The organism is Gammaproteobacteria bacterium (assembly GCA_021647245.1).
Taxonomy (GTDB): Bacteria; Pseudomonadota; Gammaproteobacteria; order RBG-16-57-12; family RBG-16-57-12; genus JAFLJP01.
The window spans coordinates 1-17287 of record JAKIVC010000021.1; the positions used below are offsets into that span (position 1 = coordinate 1).

The 17287-nt window shown below is 49.4% G+C and carries 17 protein-coding genes; 4 read left to right on the plus strand and 13 right to left on the minus strand.

All coding sequences use genetic code 11. The features are described 5' to 3' along the window. Both L3J94_07365 and L3J94_07370 read left to right on the plus strand, forming a co-directional pair. Nucleotides 1–362, plus strand: a 362-nt coding sequence (locus L3J94_07365) for a transposase (GenBank protein ID MCF6218560.1), incomplete at its 5' end; no start/stop codon positions are given. A 278-nt stretch (nucleotides 363–640) separates the two neighbouring features. After that, entirely contained in the window at nucleotides 641–1222 is a 582-nt protein-coding gene (locus L3J94_07370) for a hypothetical protein (GenBank protein ID MCF6218561.1), read from the plus strand. A gap of 231 nt (nucleotides 1223–1453) precedes the next feature. Here L3J94_07370 and L3J94_07375 read toward each other — a convergent pair whose 3' ends face one another. The 13 genes from L3J94_07375 to L3J94_07435 form a co-directional block, all read right to left on the minus strand. Further along, nucleotides 1454–4534: an efflux RND transporter permease subunit gene (locus L3J94_07375; protein MCF6218562.1), complete on the minus strand. Its 3081-nt coding sequence runs from the start codon at nucleotides 4532–4534 to the stop codon at nucleotides 1454–1456. Nucleotides 4535–4540: 6 nt separating this feature from the next. Next, the gene (locus L3J94_07380) at nucleotides 4541–5527 is read right to left on the minus strand and encodes an efflux RND transporter periplasmic adaptor subunit (protein ID MCF6218563.1); all 987 of its coding nucleotides are present in this window, start codon (nucleotides 5525–5527) and stop codon (nucleotides 4541–4543) included. 217 nt (nucleotides 5528–5744) lie between these two features. After that, nucleotides 5745–7037: a hypothetical protein gene (locus L3J94_07385; protein MCF6218564.1), complete on the minus strand. Its 1293-nt coding sequence runs from the start codon at nucleotides 7035–7037 to the stop codon at nucleotides 5745–5747. Between the two features lie 22 nt (nucleotides 7038–7059). Beyond that, nucleotides 7060–7809 (minus strand): endonuclease/exonuclease/phosphatase family protein, encoded by a 750-nt coding sequence (locus tag L3J94_07390; GenBank protein MCF6218565.1) that lies wholly within the window; start codon nucleotides 7807–7809, stop codon nucleotides 7060–7062. Between the two features lie 47 nt (nucleotides 7810–7856). Beyond that, nucleotides 7857–8141, minus strand: a complete 285-nt coding sequence (locus L3J94_07395) for a hypothetical protein (protein MCF6218566.1) — start codon at nucleotides 8139–8141, stop codon at nucleotides 7857–7859. A 64-nt stretch (nucleotides 8142–8205) separates the two neighbouring features. Then, nucleotides 8206–8946 carry a thioredoxin fold domain-containing protein gene (locus L3J94_07400; protein ID MCF6218567.1) on the minus strand — a complete coding sequence of 247 codons (741 nt, stop codon included), beginning with the start codon at nucleotides 8944–8946 and terminating at the stop codon, nucleotides 8206–8208. A gap of 273 nt (nucleotides 8947–9219) precedes the next feature. Then, a complete protein-coding gene (xerD, locus tag L3J94_07405) occupies nucleotides 9220–10137 on the minus strand; it encodes a site-specific tyrosine recombinase XerD (GenBank protein MCF6218568.1) in 918 nt (305 codons plus the stop codon). A 198-nt stretch (nucleotides 10138–10335) separates the two neighbouring features. Next, nucleotides 10336–10692: a 50S ribosomal protein L19 gene (rplS, locus tag L3J94_07410; GenBank protein ID MCF6218569.1), complete on the minus strand. Its 357-nt coding sequence runs from the start codon at nucleotides 10690–10692 to the stop codon at nucleotides 10336–10338. A 42-nt stretch (nucleotides 10693–10734) separates the two neighbouring features. Further along, entirely contained in the window at nucleotides 10735–11478 is a 744-nt protein-coding gene (trmD, locus tag L3J94_07415) for a tRNA (guanosine(37)-N1)-methyltransferase TrmD (protein MCF6218570.1), read from the minus strand. Further along, complete coding sequence (gene rimM / locus L3J94_07420) at nucleotides 11478–11996, minus strand: ribosome maturation factor RimM (protein MCF6218571.1); 519 nt, start codon at nucleotides 11994–11996, stop codon at nucleotides 11478–11480. The genes trmD and rimM overlap by 1 nt, the downstream gene beginning before the upstream one ends. Before the next feature lie 69 nt (nucleotides 11997–12065). Further along, entirely contained in the window at nucleotides 12066–12311 is a 246-nt protein-coding gene (gene rpsP / locus L3J94_07425) for a 30S ribosomal protein S16 (GenBank protein MCF6218572.1), read from the minus strand. 135 nt (nucleotides 12312–12446) lie between these two features. Next, on the minus strand, nucleotides 12447–13829 hold the full coding sequence (gene ffh, locus L3J94_07430) for a signal recognition particle protein (GenBank protein MCF6218573.1): 1383 nt from the start codon (nucleotides 13827–13829) through the stop codon (nucleotides 12447–12449). A 41-nt stretch (nucleotides 13830–13870) separates the two neighbouring features. Beyond that, nucleotides 13871–14635, minus strand: a complete 765-nt coding sequence (locus L3J94_07435) for a 3',5'-cyclic-nucleotide phosphodiesterase (protein MCF6218574.1) — start codon at nucleotides 14633–14635, stop codon at nucleotides 13871–13873. Nucleotides 14636–15127: 492 nt separating this feature from the next. Between L3J94_07435 and ccsA the strand changes: the two genes are divergently transcribed. After that, nucleotides 15128–15949: a cytochrome c biogenesis protein CcsA gene (gene ccsA, locus L3J94_07440; GenBank protein MCF6218575.1), complete on the plus strand. Its 822-nt coding sequence runs from the start codon at nucleotides 15128–15130 to the stop codon at nucleotides 15947–15949. Nucleotides 15950–16014: 65 nt separating this feature from the next. Then, entirely contained in the window at nucleotides 16015–17280 is a 1266-nt protein-coding gene (locus L3J94_07445) for an HlyC/CorC family transporter (protein ID MCF6218576.1), read from the plus strand. The last annotated feature ends 7 nt before the right edge of the window (nucleotides 17281–17287 follow it).

Below are 17287 nucleotides of genomic sequence, written 5' to 3' on the forward strand. Positions count from 1 at the left end.
ATGTCACCACAGAAAATGATACGGCGTGGGAAATCCATAAACGTTATGGACAGCGGGCAACGAGTGAAACATGGATTGAAGAAGCGAAGAGTCAACTGGGGCTGGCTCATATTAAAACAAATGACTTCCTGGCCAATGCGGCGCTCTTTCAGTCGGCTATATTAGCCTACAACACACTCCGCTGGATGGCATTAACAAGCAACAATATACAGCTCAAAAAATGGGAACCAGAAAGTATTCGCGTCCACCTGATTTGTGTTGCGGGTAAACTGTTGACGGGTGGAAACCAAGTTCGGATTGTTTTGCCAGAACACCATTTACACACTGAGCCGTGGGATGACTGGTTAAAACTCGCCGCTTAGAAAACGAAACCATGGGCGTCGGATGCTTTGAAAAAGACAGGCAGGGGTTCTGCTGCTTGTTCTGCATTGAGCGAACAAAAAAACACTCGACTCGTTCAGCAGAAAGAACAACGAGGGCGTTATTCTGCTTCTTTAGCTTGAGGGTGGGTGATAATCCACCACCCTCAGGCCAATAAGTGATCACTTTTTGGGGGGGTGATTTGCGGTATTCTTACTTGCAGGATTTAGGTATTAACATTGTTGATTAAACAGATTTTTTTAATTTCGGGAGGTTTCAGGTGAAGGAGCTGGCTTTAGCAAGTGTTTTAATGGCAACCACGGGTGTTGCTGTGTCAAGCGATGGTTTGATTTTAAGTTTAGGCCTAGGAAGTACCGAAACCACTACAACTGTAAACTATTCGTCATCTCTAATAAGTGGATCATCAACTGTGGATGAGAGAGGTGGCACTGGTGAATTATCATTAGCCTATAGGTTAAATTCAAATTATCAGTTTGGTATAACGGGGGGCAGTATTGCGGTGGAAGGAGATGAAAATACTATCGGTTATACAATAATAACGGCAGATTATATTTTTATGAAAGATAGAAAAATAAGGCCATTTATTGGCTTTGCATATGGCCACTCAAGAATGGAGTATATAACATCAGGTTTCAGTATAAGCAGCACTGCGCCAGCCTCTGGCTTTAGATTAGGTGTTGGCTATGAAAGTGGCAATTGGACATTTGGTTATAAATACCAAAGGCTTTCAACTGATTTGAAAGGATCGGATACGACGTATATTGGGTTCACAGAGGTAGAGTTTGAAGCGGGCCATAAAGACTTTACAAGTAGAATGTTTTTTATGAATTATCACTTCTAAAATATTCCGCCTTTAATGCCAAAAAGTAGCGGAGTTCACTACGTTTAAGGGTCTTATTTGGCTTTTATTTCACTTTCAGTGGGCTAGCTGACCATAATTGGTCAGTTTTTCGGCTCTATTTCACATAGAGCCAATTTTTCTATATTGAGCACTAAGCCCTTTGTTGCTACACCATGTTGACAAAGCCGGTTGACTGCGGCGTTTTCCCACATAACTTACCATTCAGTTTATTCAAGAAGTGGGCACCACTCTCCCTCTCCCCATAAAAATGCAGTAGAGCAGTGGAATGACAAATAGTGTGAGCACGGTTGAAAAGCCTAGCCCCCAGACAATGGCGGAGGCGACGGGCCCCCACATCAGTGAGTCGCCGCCGATGCCAGTTGCCAGTGAGAATAGCCCGGCGATTGTGGTTAGCGAGGTGATCAATACGGGCACTACGCGCCGTCTTGCGGCATAGACGGTGGCATGCAGTACGCTCATCCCCGACGTAAGGCGGGTGTTCGCTGCATCGATCATTACAATGGCGGCGTTAACGGCGATGCCCGCCAGTGCGACTACCCCGTAAAGGGTGTAGAGGCTCAGTGGGTTTTGTGTCACTAACAGGCCAAAGGTGACACCGGCAAAAGCCATGGGCACGGTCATTAAGATCATTAACGGTTGGAAGTAGCTGCGAAACAAGGTGCCCAAGATGAGGTAGATCAGGCCGAGACCGAATAGCATCAGCTGTGCGAGTGCCTCAATGCTTTCATTAATATCTTCCAGCTCGCCGGTAAAGTCCAGATTAACCCCTGGATATTGGTCACGAATAGTTAGCCACTCTGCTTGTAGCCGTTGATTGGCTTCGAGGGTGTTCATCTCCCTCTTATCGAGGTCTGCACTCAGGGTGATGGTGCGACGGAAGTTGTAGTGACGAATTTTTGCTTTGCCCCGTGAGGTTTCAGCATGCACCACCTCTCCCAGCGGTATGTAACCTCCGGTTGGCAACACCAGCGGCGTTCGTAGCAGGTGCTCGATACTTTGGTGTTCGTTAGATGCTGCGCGCACCCGCACTTCGACTTTTTCACCACTCTCTTGCATTGAGGCCACCACTTCGCCATCAAACAGTAACCGAACAGTGCGTGCCACCTCATAGGGCTGGAGTCCGGCACGTCTAATCGCATCCTGATTCAGGGTTAGGCGTAACTCCTGTTTGCCGGGGCTGTCGTCATCGCTGATATCTTTGACTGCGGGCAACGTCTCCAGATAGGTTGTCAGATGATCTGTGACAGCACGTATCTGTTCAAACGCCTCTCCTCGCACCTTCACTTTAATCGGCTTTTCTGTGGGCGGCCCGCCCGCCAGGCGTAGGATAACCACCTTGGCGCTGCCGGCATTTTCTTGAATAGCGGTACGCATCGAGTCGATCACTTCATCGACTCCCCGCCCCCCATCACCCTTGGGCTGCAAGCTGATGGCAACCTGTCCATAACGATCACCGAAGGAGAGCTCTGTTTCGGTAAACATTTGACCAGCAACGGCGCTGATGCCACGCACTTCATCTTTATCGATATGTTTTCTCACCTCTCGCTCTAGAATGATGACGCGATCTAGGGTGTGCTCCAATGAGGATCCTGCTGGCATCTCCACATTCACGTAGTAGAGTCGCAGCGGGTCAAAGGCAAAAAACTGTATCTTGACCATGTCGCTAAAAAAGACACCCACTGCCGCCAGCATGACTAGGGCAACCCCCAGCAGCGAGCGTTTGGGCCGCCGTAAAACCTTAATCAACAAGCGGCTGTATTTGACCCTGAGTAAGTGGGTATAACGCACTCGGTAGCGGTGCACTCTTGAAGGCTTCTTAAAGTTAACCTTCATCATCGAGATGTGTACCGGCAGTAGCCAATACGCTTCCAGCAGTGAAATGGCTAACGCCACGGTCACCACAAAGGGGATGACAAACATGAAATCCCCTAGAATGCCGGGCAGCAGCATCAAGGGCAAGAATGCGGCCATGGTGGTGATAATAGCGGCGGTGACCGGGGTGAAAACCTCTACTAGCGCCTGTTGTGCCGCTTGCAGGGCATCCATGCCGCGCTGAATCCGGTAGTAGATCGCCTCGACAACCACCACCGCATCATCCACCAGCATCCCCAGCACCAGTACCAGCCCCAACAGTACCGAAACATTCAGGGTTGAGCCTGTTGAGTGCAGCAGCCAAAAGGTTCCCGCCAGTGTAAAGGGGATGCCAATGCCGATAAAAAAGGCGATGCGCGAGCCTAAGAAGAGCCAAGTCACCAGTGTTACCATCAGCAAGCCATACAGGGCGTTGGTTTGCATGATATTGAGGGCTTCACGGGTGGGGACTGTTTGATCATCCAGCAGGTAGACTTGAATGCCCTCGACCGCTCGCCCCCTGTTTTGTATTTCAATATAGGTTTTCAGCCGTTCTACCAGCGCCAGGGTGTTGGTGTAGCTTTTTTTGTTGATCGCCATTAACACGGCTGGCTGGCCTTGGTAACGCACCAGCTGCTGCGCCTTTTCCCGTGCCCGGCTGACCGTGGCCAGAGCGCTCAGCGGTACTTCTCCCTGCGCTGTCATTATCGGCAGCCCTGCAATATATTCAGGATCAGCATTGGCCCCCAGAATACGGACTAACCACTCTCGCTCCTGGCTAAACATGACACCGGCAGAGAGATCCCTAAAATTAGCCTGAACCGTATCGGCGACGGCAGTGGCAGTAATGCCGTATTGCGCCAGTTTCATCGGATCAAACTCTACCCGCAGCTCGGGCAGGTGCAGCCCGGCGGCATTGATTCCATCCACCCCTTTAAGCCGCTCCAGGTCCTCTTTTATAGCATTGGCGTGGCGACGCAACCGCTCGTCATCCTCCTGACCTTGTACCACCAGCATGGCGGTTGGCATTGAGTTGCTTGAGGTAACTTCAAAAACATAGGGGTCTTCTGCGGTATCCGGCAGTTCGGTATTCGCTTTATTCTGAATTTCACGGCGCAGATCGTTAATGCGTTTATCGAAAGTGCGTTCACCAATGTCATTAAAGCGGATGGTAATGTCAGAAAATCCTTCTCGGGAGCTGCTCTGTACAAAGCGCACATCAGCCACCTGAGTTAAGGCATCTTCCAGTGGGTTGGTAACCAGTTTTTCGACATCTTCTGCGGATGCGCCCGGCAGCATAGTGTTGATGTTAATCCAGTTGAAGTTTATTTCCGGGTCCTGCTCACGGGGCATTTCAAAATAGGAGACCACCCCCATCACAAGAACGATGGCAAAGGTCAGATTGGCCAATACATGATTGGTTAGGAGGCGTTTAAGCATAGCGTATTAAGAATCCACACGCAGGGAGGCGAGATTATCCAGCACCACCTCGGTGGTCAGGGGGAGCTGGTCAACCTTGACTGATCGCCCCTCTTGCGCGCCGGGCAGCGGTACAAATATCGCCTCGCCCTGCCGCAGGGTAAAAATACCCAACTCGCCGTTGCGACGCTGTAGGTACGCGGCAGGTAGTGCCGGGCGATGGTCTCGCCACTCCAGTCGGCCACTGGCACCCACCAGAGCTGTTTCATGGATAAAACTGAGCCGCACCTGTTGCGTGCGCTGTTGAGGGTGGAGCATTGGTAGGCGTGTATTCAGCCGCAGTGGGTACTGCTTATTGCCGCTCACAAATGTTAACTCACTCCCCTGATGCAGGTACTGTGCATCCTGCGGGTGCAGATCGGCACGCACTTGCTGCCCCTCATTCGCCAGCAGTCGCAGCAGTGGCGTGCCCGGGGTGACCCGTTCACCCAGCTGCACTTGACGCTCAACAATAACCCCAGAGAAGGGTGCCTTTACGGTGCCATCATCGATAGATCGCTGTAGCTGATCCCGCTGCGCCTGCTGACCTCTCAATTCCGCCTTAAGTACCACCAGATTGGTTTGGCGCTGCCGTAACAGCTCCTCGGAAATATTATGGCTTTTGCCCAAGCGCTGAGACTGCTGCAACTGGAATTCGGCAAAAGCGATGCGTGCCTCCGTGCCTTCGATTGCCGCCACCCGCTGTCGCTGCTGCTGGCGATAGTTAAAATCATCCAGTTGCAGTAGTGGCTCACCTTTGTCGACCCGATCGCCCACATCAACCCATATCGCCTGCACCTGACCACTCACTTCGGTGGAGATCTGGCTGTTATTTTTCGCCACCACACTCGCCAGTGCGCTGTGCTGCGGGTAGACCACCAACTCACCCAGGGGCACGCTTTGTGGAGGTGTGGCACCGCCAGCAGCGGCATAAAAAAGAGTGAAAAAAAACAGAAAGACCCTAGTCCATTTCATCACATACCTTCTATTTTGGTAACTGTTCAGCGTGTTTATATTTTGCCTCAAATCGAGGTGCTTTCGCACTAAAAGAGGGAGCATATAAGGCATATGTGACCAATTGAGTACAAAAATAACCAAACATTGGGGTAAAAAATGAATACGCTGGGTAGCTACCTATTTTTTTGACACCGTTGTGCTTCCACCATGGGTAGCTTCTGCTTTCCACTCTATCTCAGTGGACAACTTTAGGCCAATAACGATCATAACTAAAATCGGGGCTATGGCTACCCACATGACACTGCTGACACCGCGCTTGCGGTGGCATCGCTTGATTAGGGGTGGCTATCTCGCCCCGGCTCTCCACATGAGCTTTACCTGCACCGTGACAGCTTTCACACTGTACATTCATCAACTCCGGGGTGATCGTAAAGTCAATAAAGCCACCCGCATCGAAGCCAACGGTGTGGCAAACAATGCAGTCTGGGTCAAACGATTTACCAACATTTTCCAGCGTAGCAAATGCATCGGCATGTTTCATACCTTGCCACGCCTCAAACTGTGGCTGATGGCAGGTTGCACAAGTGTCAACACCCAGGTAGTCACGTTCGCCTGATGCGAGCCTCTTTTTAACCTCCACCTCGGCCAGGTAAGCCGCTTTCACCTTAGCATTGTACTCAATGTACCACTGGCGCAAACTCTCATCATCGGCGACAGATTCTGGCATCTCAATCACCTGGTGTTGGTACTCTTTTATTTTTCCATCCGTAAACTCTAAATCCACCCGCCCCAAACGCATACCGCGTGAACCGGGTTGCAGCACCAGAGTATCGCCCTCCAACTGAGGCTCTGAAAAGATCTCATGCGCCGCACGCACCACTAAAATATCGACGTCAGCGAGATTAAATTCCCGCTTTACCTTACGCAGTGGCCACGCGGTTAATAACACGGTCAGCTCACCACGTTCGCTGGCCTCTTTAAGCCCCTGCTGCACCACACTGACATCATCCAGCGTCAGCCACTGGCTCTCATCCATCTGACGAAAAGGGGAGCGTTTGGGGCTTAACCAGCTAAAGACCCGCAAGGTAACGCCATCACGTGTGATCTTGCGTGATGTGGTGACGTTGTCGTCGGGATGCTGCCAATTTCCCACCAGCCAAGGGATGTTGTAGCTCTCAATAAATGCCGTGCCATAAGCAAGGTCTCGCCAGCGTACGGCAACGGCATCATAGTGGAGGGTTGAAAAAGCCTTCAAAATATACTCGCTCTTCAGTTGATCCCTTCTCGACTCATTCGCCAACAACTGTCCTGCTGATATAGCAACCAGATCAGGCTGCTCTTCACGTAACGCCTTCAGGGTGGTTGAACGCCGCAACACACCCCCATAATTCCCACCTTCGCTACAGCCGCATGGCTCCAGTTCACCATTAAAGTCACCGGAGTAGATCAAGGTGAGTGGTGCGCTCTGGGCTGACCAAGGCAGCAGCAAGGCCATCAGCATTAGAAAATAGCGTATGCTTTTTTGCATTGTTGCTATCCCACAGAGTAATTTAGAAACCGTTTTGCAAATCATATTTAACCTTCAATAAAATAGGGCAATGATCCGATAGAAGTGGATTTGACCACTCATAGAGAACCTTAGCATCCACTACCTCAAGATTGGTGTAACAGCGATCAAGGGGAACCAATGGAAAGAGTGATGGAAATGTCTTGGCGTAATGGCCATGTACTCGCTTGTAAGCATCATGAATCCCTAGGCCTGCAAGTCCTGGTGTCGCTTTTCTATTCCAATCATTAAAATCCCCGGCAAGCATAATCGGACGGTTGCCGCTGTAGTGTTTAATAATTCGCCTGAGGTCGGCGTATTGCAGCGCCCTATCTTTACCTAGCAGGTTCAGGTGAACGCAATAAGTGTCGAGGTGCTTGCCATCGGGCATTTCAAGCCGGGCAAAAAGAATGCCGCGTTTTTCCCACTGATTCTTAGAGATATTAATCTGGTTTGTTTTGATGATTGGGTATTTACTGAGAATGACATTGCCATGATGGCGCTTCTCGTAGACTGCATTTTTGGCATAAGCGTGGTGCGGCCAAAGCTCATCTGCCAAAAATTCGTATTGAGCGTTGTCGGGCCACTGCCCCACTGAATTTGCATGGTATTGATTTTCGCCAACAACCTCTTGCAGAAAAACAATATCGGCATGAGTGATCTTAAAAAACGCTTTAATATCATGGAGTGTAAACTTTCGATTAAGTGGGCTGAACCCCTTATGAATATTGTAGCTGAGAGCATCTATCTTCATAATTCACAGCGCTGCGACCGAAAGTTGTATTACTGGCAGAGCCTGCCCTATTTTTTTCTTTTACTGCCCCAAATCGTTGCTACAGCACGATTTGTACCGAGAAAACCGATCACTAGGCTTAACGCGCCAATACCACCAAAGACCACCACCGGAAAAAGATAACTAAGATCTTCCCCGGTTGAAAATGCACTCACCAGCGTTGCCAACCCAACAAACAGGCTACCCAGAATCACTAAAATAGCCCGGTTAGATGGTTTGTAATCAAATGGCTCGTTTCCCGACTCAAACCGATTAAGGAGTGGGGAAAATAGGCGTCGTAGCGGCTGTTTCATAGTGGCTCTCTAAGCAAAACGGGTTAAAAACCCTACTTCCCTCATCCGCAGATAGGAACATTCGTTATTTTTCTAGGCTTTCGATCAGGCGCTCTGCAGAGACATAGCCTGGGATCAGCTCACCACTCTCCAAAAAGAGTGCTGGGGTGCCACTCAAATTCAGGGCGCGAGACATCATGTATTGATCGCGTACCGGTGAGACACAATCCTTCTTCAGCACTATCTCACCTGACTCAACCTTCTTATCCAGTGACTTGCCAGCTTTTGCGATGGTCATGGCGCTCAACTTATCTTCTGCACACCAGACAATCTCCGCCTTTTTAAACGCCGCAGAACCTGCACCTGCTCGTGGATAAGCGACATAGCGAATCGCAATACCCAGCGCATTGTATGCATCCATCTCATCATGCAGCTTGCGACAGTAGCCACAATCAATATCGGTAAAAACCGTCACAACATGCTTGGTCTCTTTGTCTTTGGGAGCGAAGATCACCATATCATTATCTTTCAGGCTGTTAAGCAGTTTGGTGCGGCCTGCACCACGGGCATCTTCTGTCAGGTTTTTCCGGGTTGCCGTCTCAATAATGCTCCCTTGGATCAGGTATTTGCCATCACTGGAAAGATAGATTACCTCCGAACCAAATACCACCTCATATAACCCCTCAATGGGTGACTCCTTCACCGAATCCAGCTTCAGGTCAGGGGCAAGCTTGCTCATTGCCTCACGAATATCATTTTCAGTGTCATCCGCTAGCGTGGCACCGCTTATCAACAGGGCCAGCATGGCCACCAGCATTCTCTTCATTATATTATTTACCTAAGTTATTAATTCGTTTTCAGCCGGACTAGGAGGCTGCCGGACTGAGGGTGAATCGACTGCGGAAAAGCCATTCCGACCCTTTTCGTTGAATATGCCCAATATTTGCCTCAAACGATCAAAAAATGGGCTCAAAATGGCTTTCCCTCGCTACGATCACCTCAGTCCGACAGCCTCCTAACGCCATCATTATCTAAGACCGCGTAACTATGCCATAGTTTAACCTGAGTTTCTAACTCTGCGCTTGCAGACACTGTCAGATCAACCTCTAGGGTGATGCTCTGCATGCAGCGCTTGTAGCCTTGCTTTGGCAATATGTGTATAGATCTGGGTTGTGGAGAGGTCACTGTGCCCCAAGAGCATCTGCACGACTCTCAAGTCAGCGCCGTGGTTAAGAAGGTGGGTTGCAAAGGAGTGCCGGAGGGTGTGTGGTGAGAGTTTTTTGGTAATATCAGCACGCTGAGCGTAGCGTTTAATGGCGTACCAGAATGTCTGCCGTGTCACCTGTGTCCCTCGAGATGAGATGAAGAGCGTCTCACTTGCAGCCCCTTTTGCCAAGTGGGGTCGAGCCTGTGAGAAATAGAGCTGAAGCCACTCTATGGACTCCTCTCCCAATGGAACAATGCGCTCCTTAGAGCCCTTGCCAAAAATCCTCGCAACCCCCTGGCGCAGGTTAATCTGTGACTGCTGCAAGCTAATTAGCTCCGTGACTCTCAACCCTGAGGCATACATCACCTCCAGCATTGCGCGGTCACGAAGTTCGTTTGGTCGCTGAGTATCCGGCGCATCCAGTAGCGCATCCACTTCGGTTTCTGATAATGCAGCAGGCAGGCTTCGCCCAATTTTAGGTGTCTCAATACGCCCACTGGGATCCACCACAATGCGCTTTTCCCTCAATTGATAACGGTAAAAACGGCGAACTGAAGAGAGCATACGGGCCGTTGAGCGTGGTGTTGTTTTCTGCTGAACACGGTAGGCCAAGTAGTCTAAAAGATCTCTATTATCAGCTTCAAGTAAGCCCTTTGAACTCTGACGGTAAAGCCATGCTGATAGGCTTGCCAAATCAATTCCATAGGCGGCAAGGGTGTTGTCACTCAGGCCCCGCTCCATCCATAAAGCATCAATAAACAACTCAATCAACTGCTGCTGATCTAGGCTAAGTTGATCCATTACACTCATGGTTAAAGGCACCTGTACCGACAAAGAGAACTTCTTTCAGAACGGCTTTCAAGCAGGCATAAAAAAGCAGCTGTCATCTTTTCATGACAGCTGCTTTTCAAGCTATTCGCCACTACAGCGAAAGAAGCGGGCGCAGTGCACGATAAATAGTTCTCATTCCTGCAAGAAAAATATGAATCGTGCAACGCACTCAGCGGGTTACTTTTTAGAAACCAGCTTTTCTTTAATGCGCGCAGCACGACCTTCCAAGGCACGCAGATAGTAGAGCTTGGCGCGACGTACATCGCCACGACGCTTAACTTGAAGATCCGCAACAACTGGGCTATAGGTCTGGAAAACACGCTCAACACCTTCACCGTGAGATATTTTACGCACTGTGAATGAGGAGTTTAAACCACGGTTACGCTTAGCAATACAAACACCTTCAAATGCCTGCAAACGCTCACGTGTGCCCTCTTTTACTTTAACCTGAACCACAACCGTATCACCCGGCGCGAAGTCCGCTAATTTACGGCCCATTTGCTCCGCGTTAATTTGATCAATAATGTTGCTCATTTGCTACTCCCAAAATTATGCGCGCATTATACGCCAAAATTCTTAACTCTGTTCATTTTCTTGCAAAAAAATCCGCAAGAGCTCTTGCTGTTCATCGGTAAGCGGTTGATCAGAAAGCAATTCTGGCCGCCTTAACCAGGTTCGCCCCAGCGCTTGCATGTGTCGCCAGCGCTCTATCGCCTTATGATTACCGCTAAGCAGCACCTTTGGCACCTCACCCTCAGCCATTTTTTCGGGACGAGTATAGTGAGGGTGATCCAGCAGCCCTTGGTAAAAAGAGTCTTGAAGTGCTGACTCCTGATGACCCAAGACACCCGGCAGTAATCTTGCCACACTATCGATCATCACCATAGCGGCCAATTCACCGCCACTAAGCACATAATCACCAATGGACCACTCTTCGTCCACCTGTGACTGAATCAGGCGCTCATCAACCCCTTCATAACGCCCCGCAATAACAATCAGGTTATTACGCAGGCTGAGTTCTTTGACTCCACACTGATCCAGCACACGCCCCTGAGGTGATAAATAGATCACTTTCACCTCACCCGACACTCGGCTGCGGGCGGCTTGAATCGCCTCTCTCAGCGGCTCCACTTTCATCAACATGCCGGGGCCGCCACCATAGGGGCGATCATCTACCGTGCGATGACGGTCTGTTGCATAATCCCGGGGGTTATTAAAGCCCAGCTTTAAAAGCCCCCGGTCAACTGCGCGCCCCGTTACACCATAGTCCATTATGGCATCAAACATCTCCGGGAATAGCGTAACCAGCTCTATACGCATCAGTAATCGAGCTGCCAGTCGACCGTAATAGATCGCGACTCAAGGTCAACATCAAGCACGTAGAGATCCTTAACAAAAGGGATCAGCAGCTCTTCACCGTTGACACCCTCAACAACCAGCACATCATTGGCACCTGTGGGCATCACTTTTTGAACGCTACCAAGGGATAAACCCTCGGCGTTGACCACCGCCAGACCCACAAGGTCAATCCAGTAGTACTCACCCTTTTTTGCCGCTGGCAGCTGCTCACGCAAGATGGCAATATCGCAATTCATTAGTGTGGCAGCCACATCTCGGTCATCATAACCCTCGACATGCGCAACAACACCTTTGCCCTGAGCTCGACCCGCCTTTAGCTTGAAGGGGCGCCACTGGCCAGCCACTTTGACTAACCACGGAGTATATTTGAGAATACCTTCTCGAGGCTGGGTGTAAGAGAATATTTTGACCCATCCCTTAACACCGTGAAGGCCGGAGATCCGGCCCACCTGGATTAAATCCTGCTCGTCCTGACTCATGCCAACGCCTTAAAACAACTGCACACGCTATTTTTAAGGTGTGTTTGTGGAAAATTCCTGGTATGGAATTTATGCACTCGCCACTGACTTAAGCAGATTGGCAACACGATCAGAAGTCTGGGCACCCTGAGCCAACCAATACGATACGCGCTCATTGTCGATACGCAGGCGCTCTTCTTCGCCCTGAGCGGTTGGGTTGAAGAAACCAAGGCGCTCAATAAAGCGGCCGTCACGCTTAGCACGGCTATCTTTTACAACAATGCTGTAAAATGGACGTTTTTTGCAGCCACCGCGTGACAAACGAATAGTAACCATGAACTAAAAACCCTCTCTCTGTACATAAATTAAACAACTCTGTCAGTCGACAGAATCGTAATGAATTTGGGCGCGTATCTTACCCAACTTTACTAAAAATAGAAATAGAAATATTTAACCCTAATCCCCAGGAAATCAAAATGGCATTCCACCGGGAGGCAATCCACCGCCTGGCGGCATCCGGCCACCCATGCCTCGCATCATTTTGGCCAGACCGCCTTTGCTGTTCATTTTTTTCATCATTTTTTGCATCTGGTTGAACTGTTTTAGCAGACGATTGACATCCTGTATCTGCAAGCCACAGCCTGCGGCTATACGCCGCTTGCGTGAACCCTTTATGATCTCCGGCTTGCGGCGCTCTCCTGGAGTCATTGAGTTAATGATCGCTTCAAGGCGCACCAGTTCGTTATCATTCACCTGGCTTTTTACATTTTTAGGTATGCTGGCAACGCCTGGCAGCTTATCCATCAAGCTGGTAATGCCACCCATTTTTTTCATCTGACGCAGTTGGCTGCGAAAATCTTCCAGATCAAAACTTTTACCCTTTTTTAATTTTCGGGCAAGTTTTTCAGCCTCTTTGTGATCAACCTTCTGCTGCGCCTCTTCAATCAGCGTCAGCATGTCGCCCATCCCTAGAATGCGCGATGCCACACGATCCGGGTGAAACGCCTCAAGTGCGGTGCTCTTTTCACCTACGCCGAGAAATTTAATTGGCTTACCGGTGATATGACGAACTGAGAGCGCGGCACCACCACGAGCATCACCATCGGTCTTGGTCAAGATAACGCCTGTCAGGGGGAGCGCTTCATTAAAGGCTTTTGCAGTATTAGCTGCATCCTGTCCCGTCATGGCATCAACCACAAACAGTGTTTCCACCGGGTCGATCGCTTCATGCAGGCGGGTAATCTCCCCCATCATTGATTCGTCAATATGCAGTCGGCCTGCGGTATCAACCAATACAACATCAATTGCCTGAACTTTTGCGTGCTGAATTGCGGCTTGAGCAATATCAACTGGATTTTGATCGGTAGTACTTGGGAAGAACTCGACACCCACCTCTTTTGCCAGTGTCTCCAGCTGCTCGATGGCGGCGGGGCGGTAAATATCCACACTCACTACCAGTACTGATTTTTTCTTTTGCTCTTTTAACCAGCGAGAGAGCTTACCCACCGAAGTCGTTTTACCTGAACCCTGAAGACCCGCCATCAGCACAACCGCAGGAGGACGAGCAGCCAGGTCCAGCTCTTCACAGGTAGAACCCATTAGCGTGGTGAGCTCTTCATTAACGATCTTGATCAGTGCCTGCCCCGGGGTCAGGCTTTTATGCACCTCTTCGCCCACCGCACGTGCTTTAACCTGCCCCACAAAATCACGCACCACCGGCAAAGCAACATCGGCTTCCAGCAGTGCCATGCGCACTTCACGCAATGACTCTTTGATATTCTCTTCGGTAAGGCGCCCCTGCCCACGCAATGTTTTCAGCGTACGACCCAGGCGATCAGTTAAATTTTCAAACATGGTGATAACAGACCCTGTTGTTTAAACGTGATGGGGAGGCATTATACCGCAAAAGATTCATCTCCCTGCAAACATATAAATTCATCACAGACACCACACGCTTTGAGCTCGGCCTCAATCATCTTCTCCTGGCCGGGCTTCGGGTGTGAAATGTAAATTCGCGGAGTATGCTCCAGCTTGACAATATCAGTAGCTAATAAGCTGGGACAGTAGTGGAATGCTGCCTTTGAAAGCGCTATCTGTGCATTTGGAAAAGCGACTTCGATAATCAGCACGTCCAGTCCTTCACGCAGATTCAGCCCAGCCCAGAAGGTATCGTTAGTGGTGGTGTCACCGCTAAAGGCAAATGACTTCTCACCCTGGCGAACGTAGTAACCCACACTCGGCACCGTGTGGTTGACCGGTATCATTTCGAATTCTCGATCACCTATGGATACCCGTTTACCGGGTACCATTTCGCTAAAAACCATCACAGGGTTTTCTTCATTAGGCAGACAGCTGAAATCTGGCCAAATCACCCAGTTGAAAATATGATCTTTGAGTGCCTTTATGGTTGCGGGCTGTGCATGAACCGTGATAGGTCGTTTTATTTTTTCGAAGATACTGTCGATAAGAAGAGGTAGGTTGGCGATATGATCCAGATGGGAGTGCGTTAAAAAAATATGTTGCAGCTTCTCCATTTCTGCCAGCGAGAGTATGCTGATACCAGTGCCTGCATCAATGAGGATATCATCATCGATCATCAGAGACGTGGTACGCAACTTACCGCCGATGCCACCGCTGCTACCCAATATTTTCAATTTCATAATTCACCAGACTTTACCATACCGACAGATTTTTTAGAAAACCCCTGAGTAGGCCGGCTAAATTTAGGTTAAGATGAAACTACTCTCATCTATTTTGAGGCGCGTTCGCTAACGGCCCATTGTAACGATCTTTGAAACAAACGTGCGTAGTTTCAGTCTACACTAATTCTTCGTGATCTATTTGACAGTTGCACGTAAGGCCGGGCCACACATCACTGACAACGGTTACAATGTTAACTTGGATACTTCACCCATCCGCTAAAAAACGCGCAAGGTGTTGGTTTAACAGAAAAACATCCAAATCAGTGATTGCAAGTGGTGGAGGGAATATCTCCCGTGGAATCAATAGGCAAGTGAGATTGCACATAACTCGTGAGTGAGCTGAGTTAAAGTGACACGATAAAAAAACACGGTAATCTGAGCAAATGCTTCTATGCACTGCGCAGTTGTGCCATCATTCGCATCTATAACCAACCATATAGAAAATTACCTATGAGTTCGACGTTTACCAGTATCGGAGCTATCCTGCTTTACTTGACAGCCACCACGCTACTGTTCTACCGCTTCCACGCCTTACGCCACGCTCAGCACAGCCGCGCAGTTTGCGGGAAAAACCTGATCATGGGGTTAGCACTGCTTGCGCTGCTACTGCACGCCACCGCACTCTCCCAGGATATTTTTTTAGCGCCGGGACTCAACCTGGGTGTCACCAACGCGGCATCACTCATAACGTGGCTGATTGCCCTGATTCTGATATTGGCTAATTTCCGACTCCCTCTGGAGAGCCTGATTGTCATATTTCTTCCAGCGGCTGCGGTAACATTACTGGTTGAGCAACTCATACCCAGTACCCACATCGTCTCGGCCGATGTGTCGAGTGAGTTAAAATTCCACATACTGATCTCCATCATGGCCTATAGCGCACTCACGGTTGCCGCTATTCAATCGCTCATTATTCTATTGCAAGACCGTCATCTTCGCAGTCGCAAGCCAGGCGGACTCATACGCGCCCTGCCGCCGCTACAGACTATGGAGACACTTTTATTCCAGATTATTGCGACAGGATTTGTACTACACACCATCGCCCTAGCGACTGGAATGCTCTATATCGAAAATATGTTTGCCCAGCAGCTGGCACACAAAAGCGTACTCTCTATTACTGCGTGGTCTGTTTTTGCAACCCTGCTCTGGGGTCGCCACTATCACGGCTGGCGTGGCCGCACTGCCATCCGCTGGACCCTGGCAGGCTTTGCACTACTGTTCCTTGCCTATTTTGGAAGTAAGGTGGTTTTGGAAATCATCATCACCCACTAACCACATGATCTATCACTGCTCTAACCACCCATTTATATTCACCCGACTAACTGAGGGATTCATCCTTGGATGAGATACCAATTGAGATGCTATTTGGCATCTTGGCGTTTTTATTAGTGCTCTCTGGATTTTTTTCTGGCTCTGAAACCAGCCTGATGAGCTTGAACCGCTATCGACTTAAACACCTCGCCAAATCAGGTAATCGCGGCGCAATACGCTCACAAAAACTACTGAGCACACCCGATCGTCTCATTGGCCTGATTCTGCTCGGCAATAACTTTGTCAATATCTGCGCCTCTGCACTGGCGACAATAATCGGCATGCGCCTCTATGGTGAGGCTGGCATCGCAATCGCTACCGGTATTCTGACATTTGTTATTCTGATATTTTCAGAGGTCGCGCCAAAAACCATTGCTGCACGGCACCCAGAGCGCTTCGCTTTTCCTGTTAGCTTTATTTTAAGGCCGTTATTGATACTGCTCTACCCCCTTGTCTGGGTCACCAACCTAATGGCAAACTCAGTGCTTCGGCTGCTTGGCGTTCCCTTGGACAAGAACAACAGCGACACCCTTTCGAGGGAAGAGCTGCGCACTGTGGTCAATGAGGCGGGCATAATGATCCCCCATCGACATCAGGCGATGCTGCTAAGCATTCTCGACCTAGAGAAGGTCACTGTTGAGGATATTATGATTCCTCGTAACGAGGTTTTTGCCATTAACCTTAAAAACAATGAAGATCAAATAATCAAACAGCTAACCAGCAGCCAGCACACACGAATTCTTGTCTACGATGATGATATCAACAATGTTGTCGGTATTTTGCACTTGAAAAACGCCCTGCACAAACAGATGCGTGGCGAGCTTACTCGCGAAACAATTCGCAACATAATCCAGGAACCTTACTTTGTCCCTGAAGGGTCGCAACTGCACAACGTATTGCAAGAGATGCAACATAACCGCCTGCGAATGGGGGTGGTGGTTGATGAATACGGCGAGATGCTGGGACTGATCACACTGGAAGATATTCTGGAAGAGATTGTCGGTGAGTTCACCTCCGACCCCTCTGCGGCTCATAAAGATATCCACAAACAAACGGATGGCTGTTATATCATTGATGGCAGCCTCAACATCCGCCAGCTCAATAAACTGATGCAGTGGGATCTGCCGACTGATGGCCCAAAAACACTCAACGGCTTAATTATCGAATATCTTGAAGATATCCCCAAGGCGGGCACCAGCCTCCGCTTAGCGGGCTACCCCATCGACATTATTAAAACCAAGGGGAACACGGTTAAATCTGTGCGTATTTATCCACAGCTGAGAAAAACCTAGAGAGACC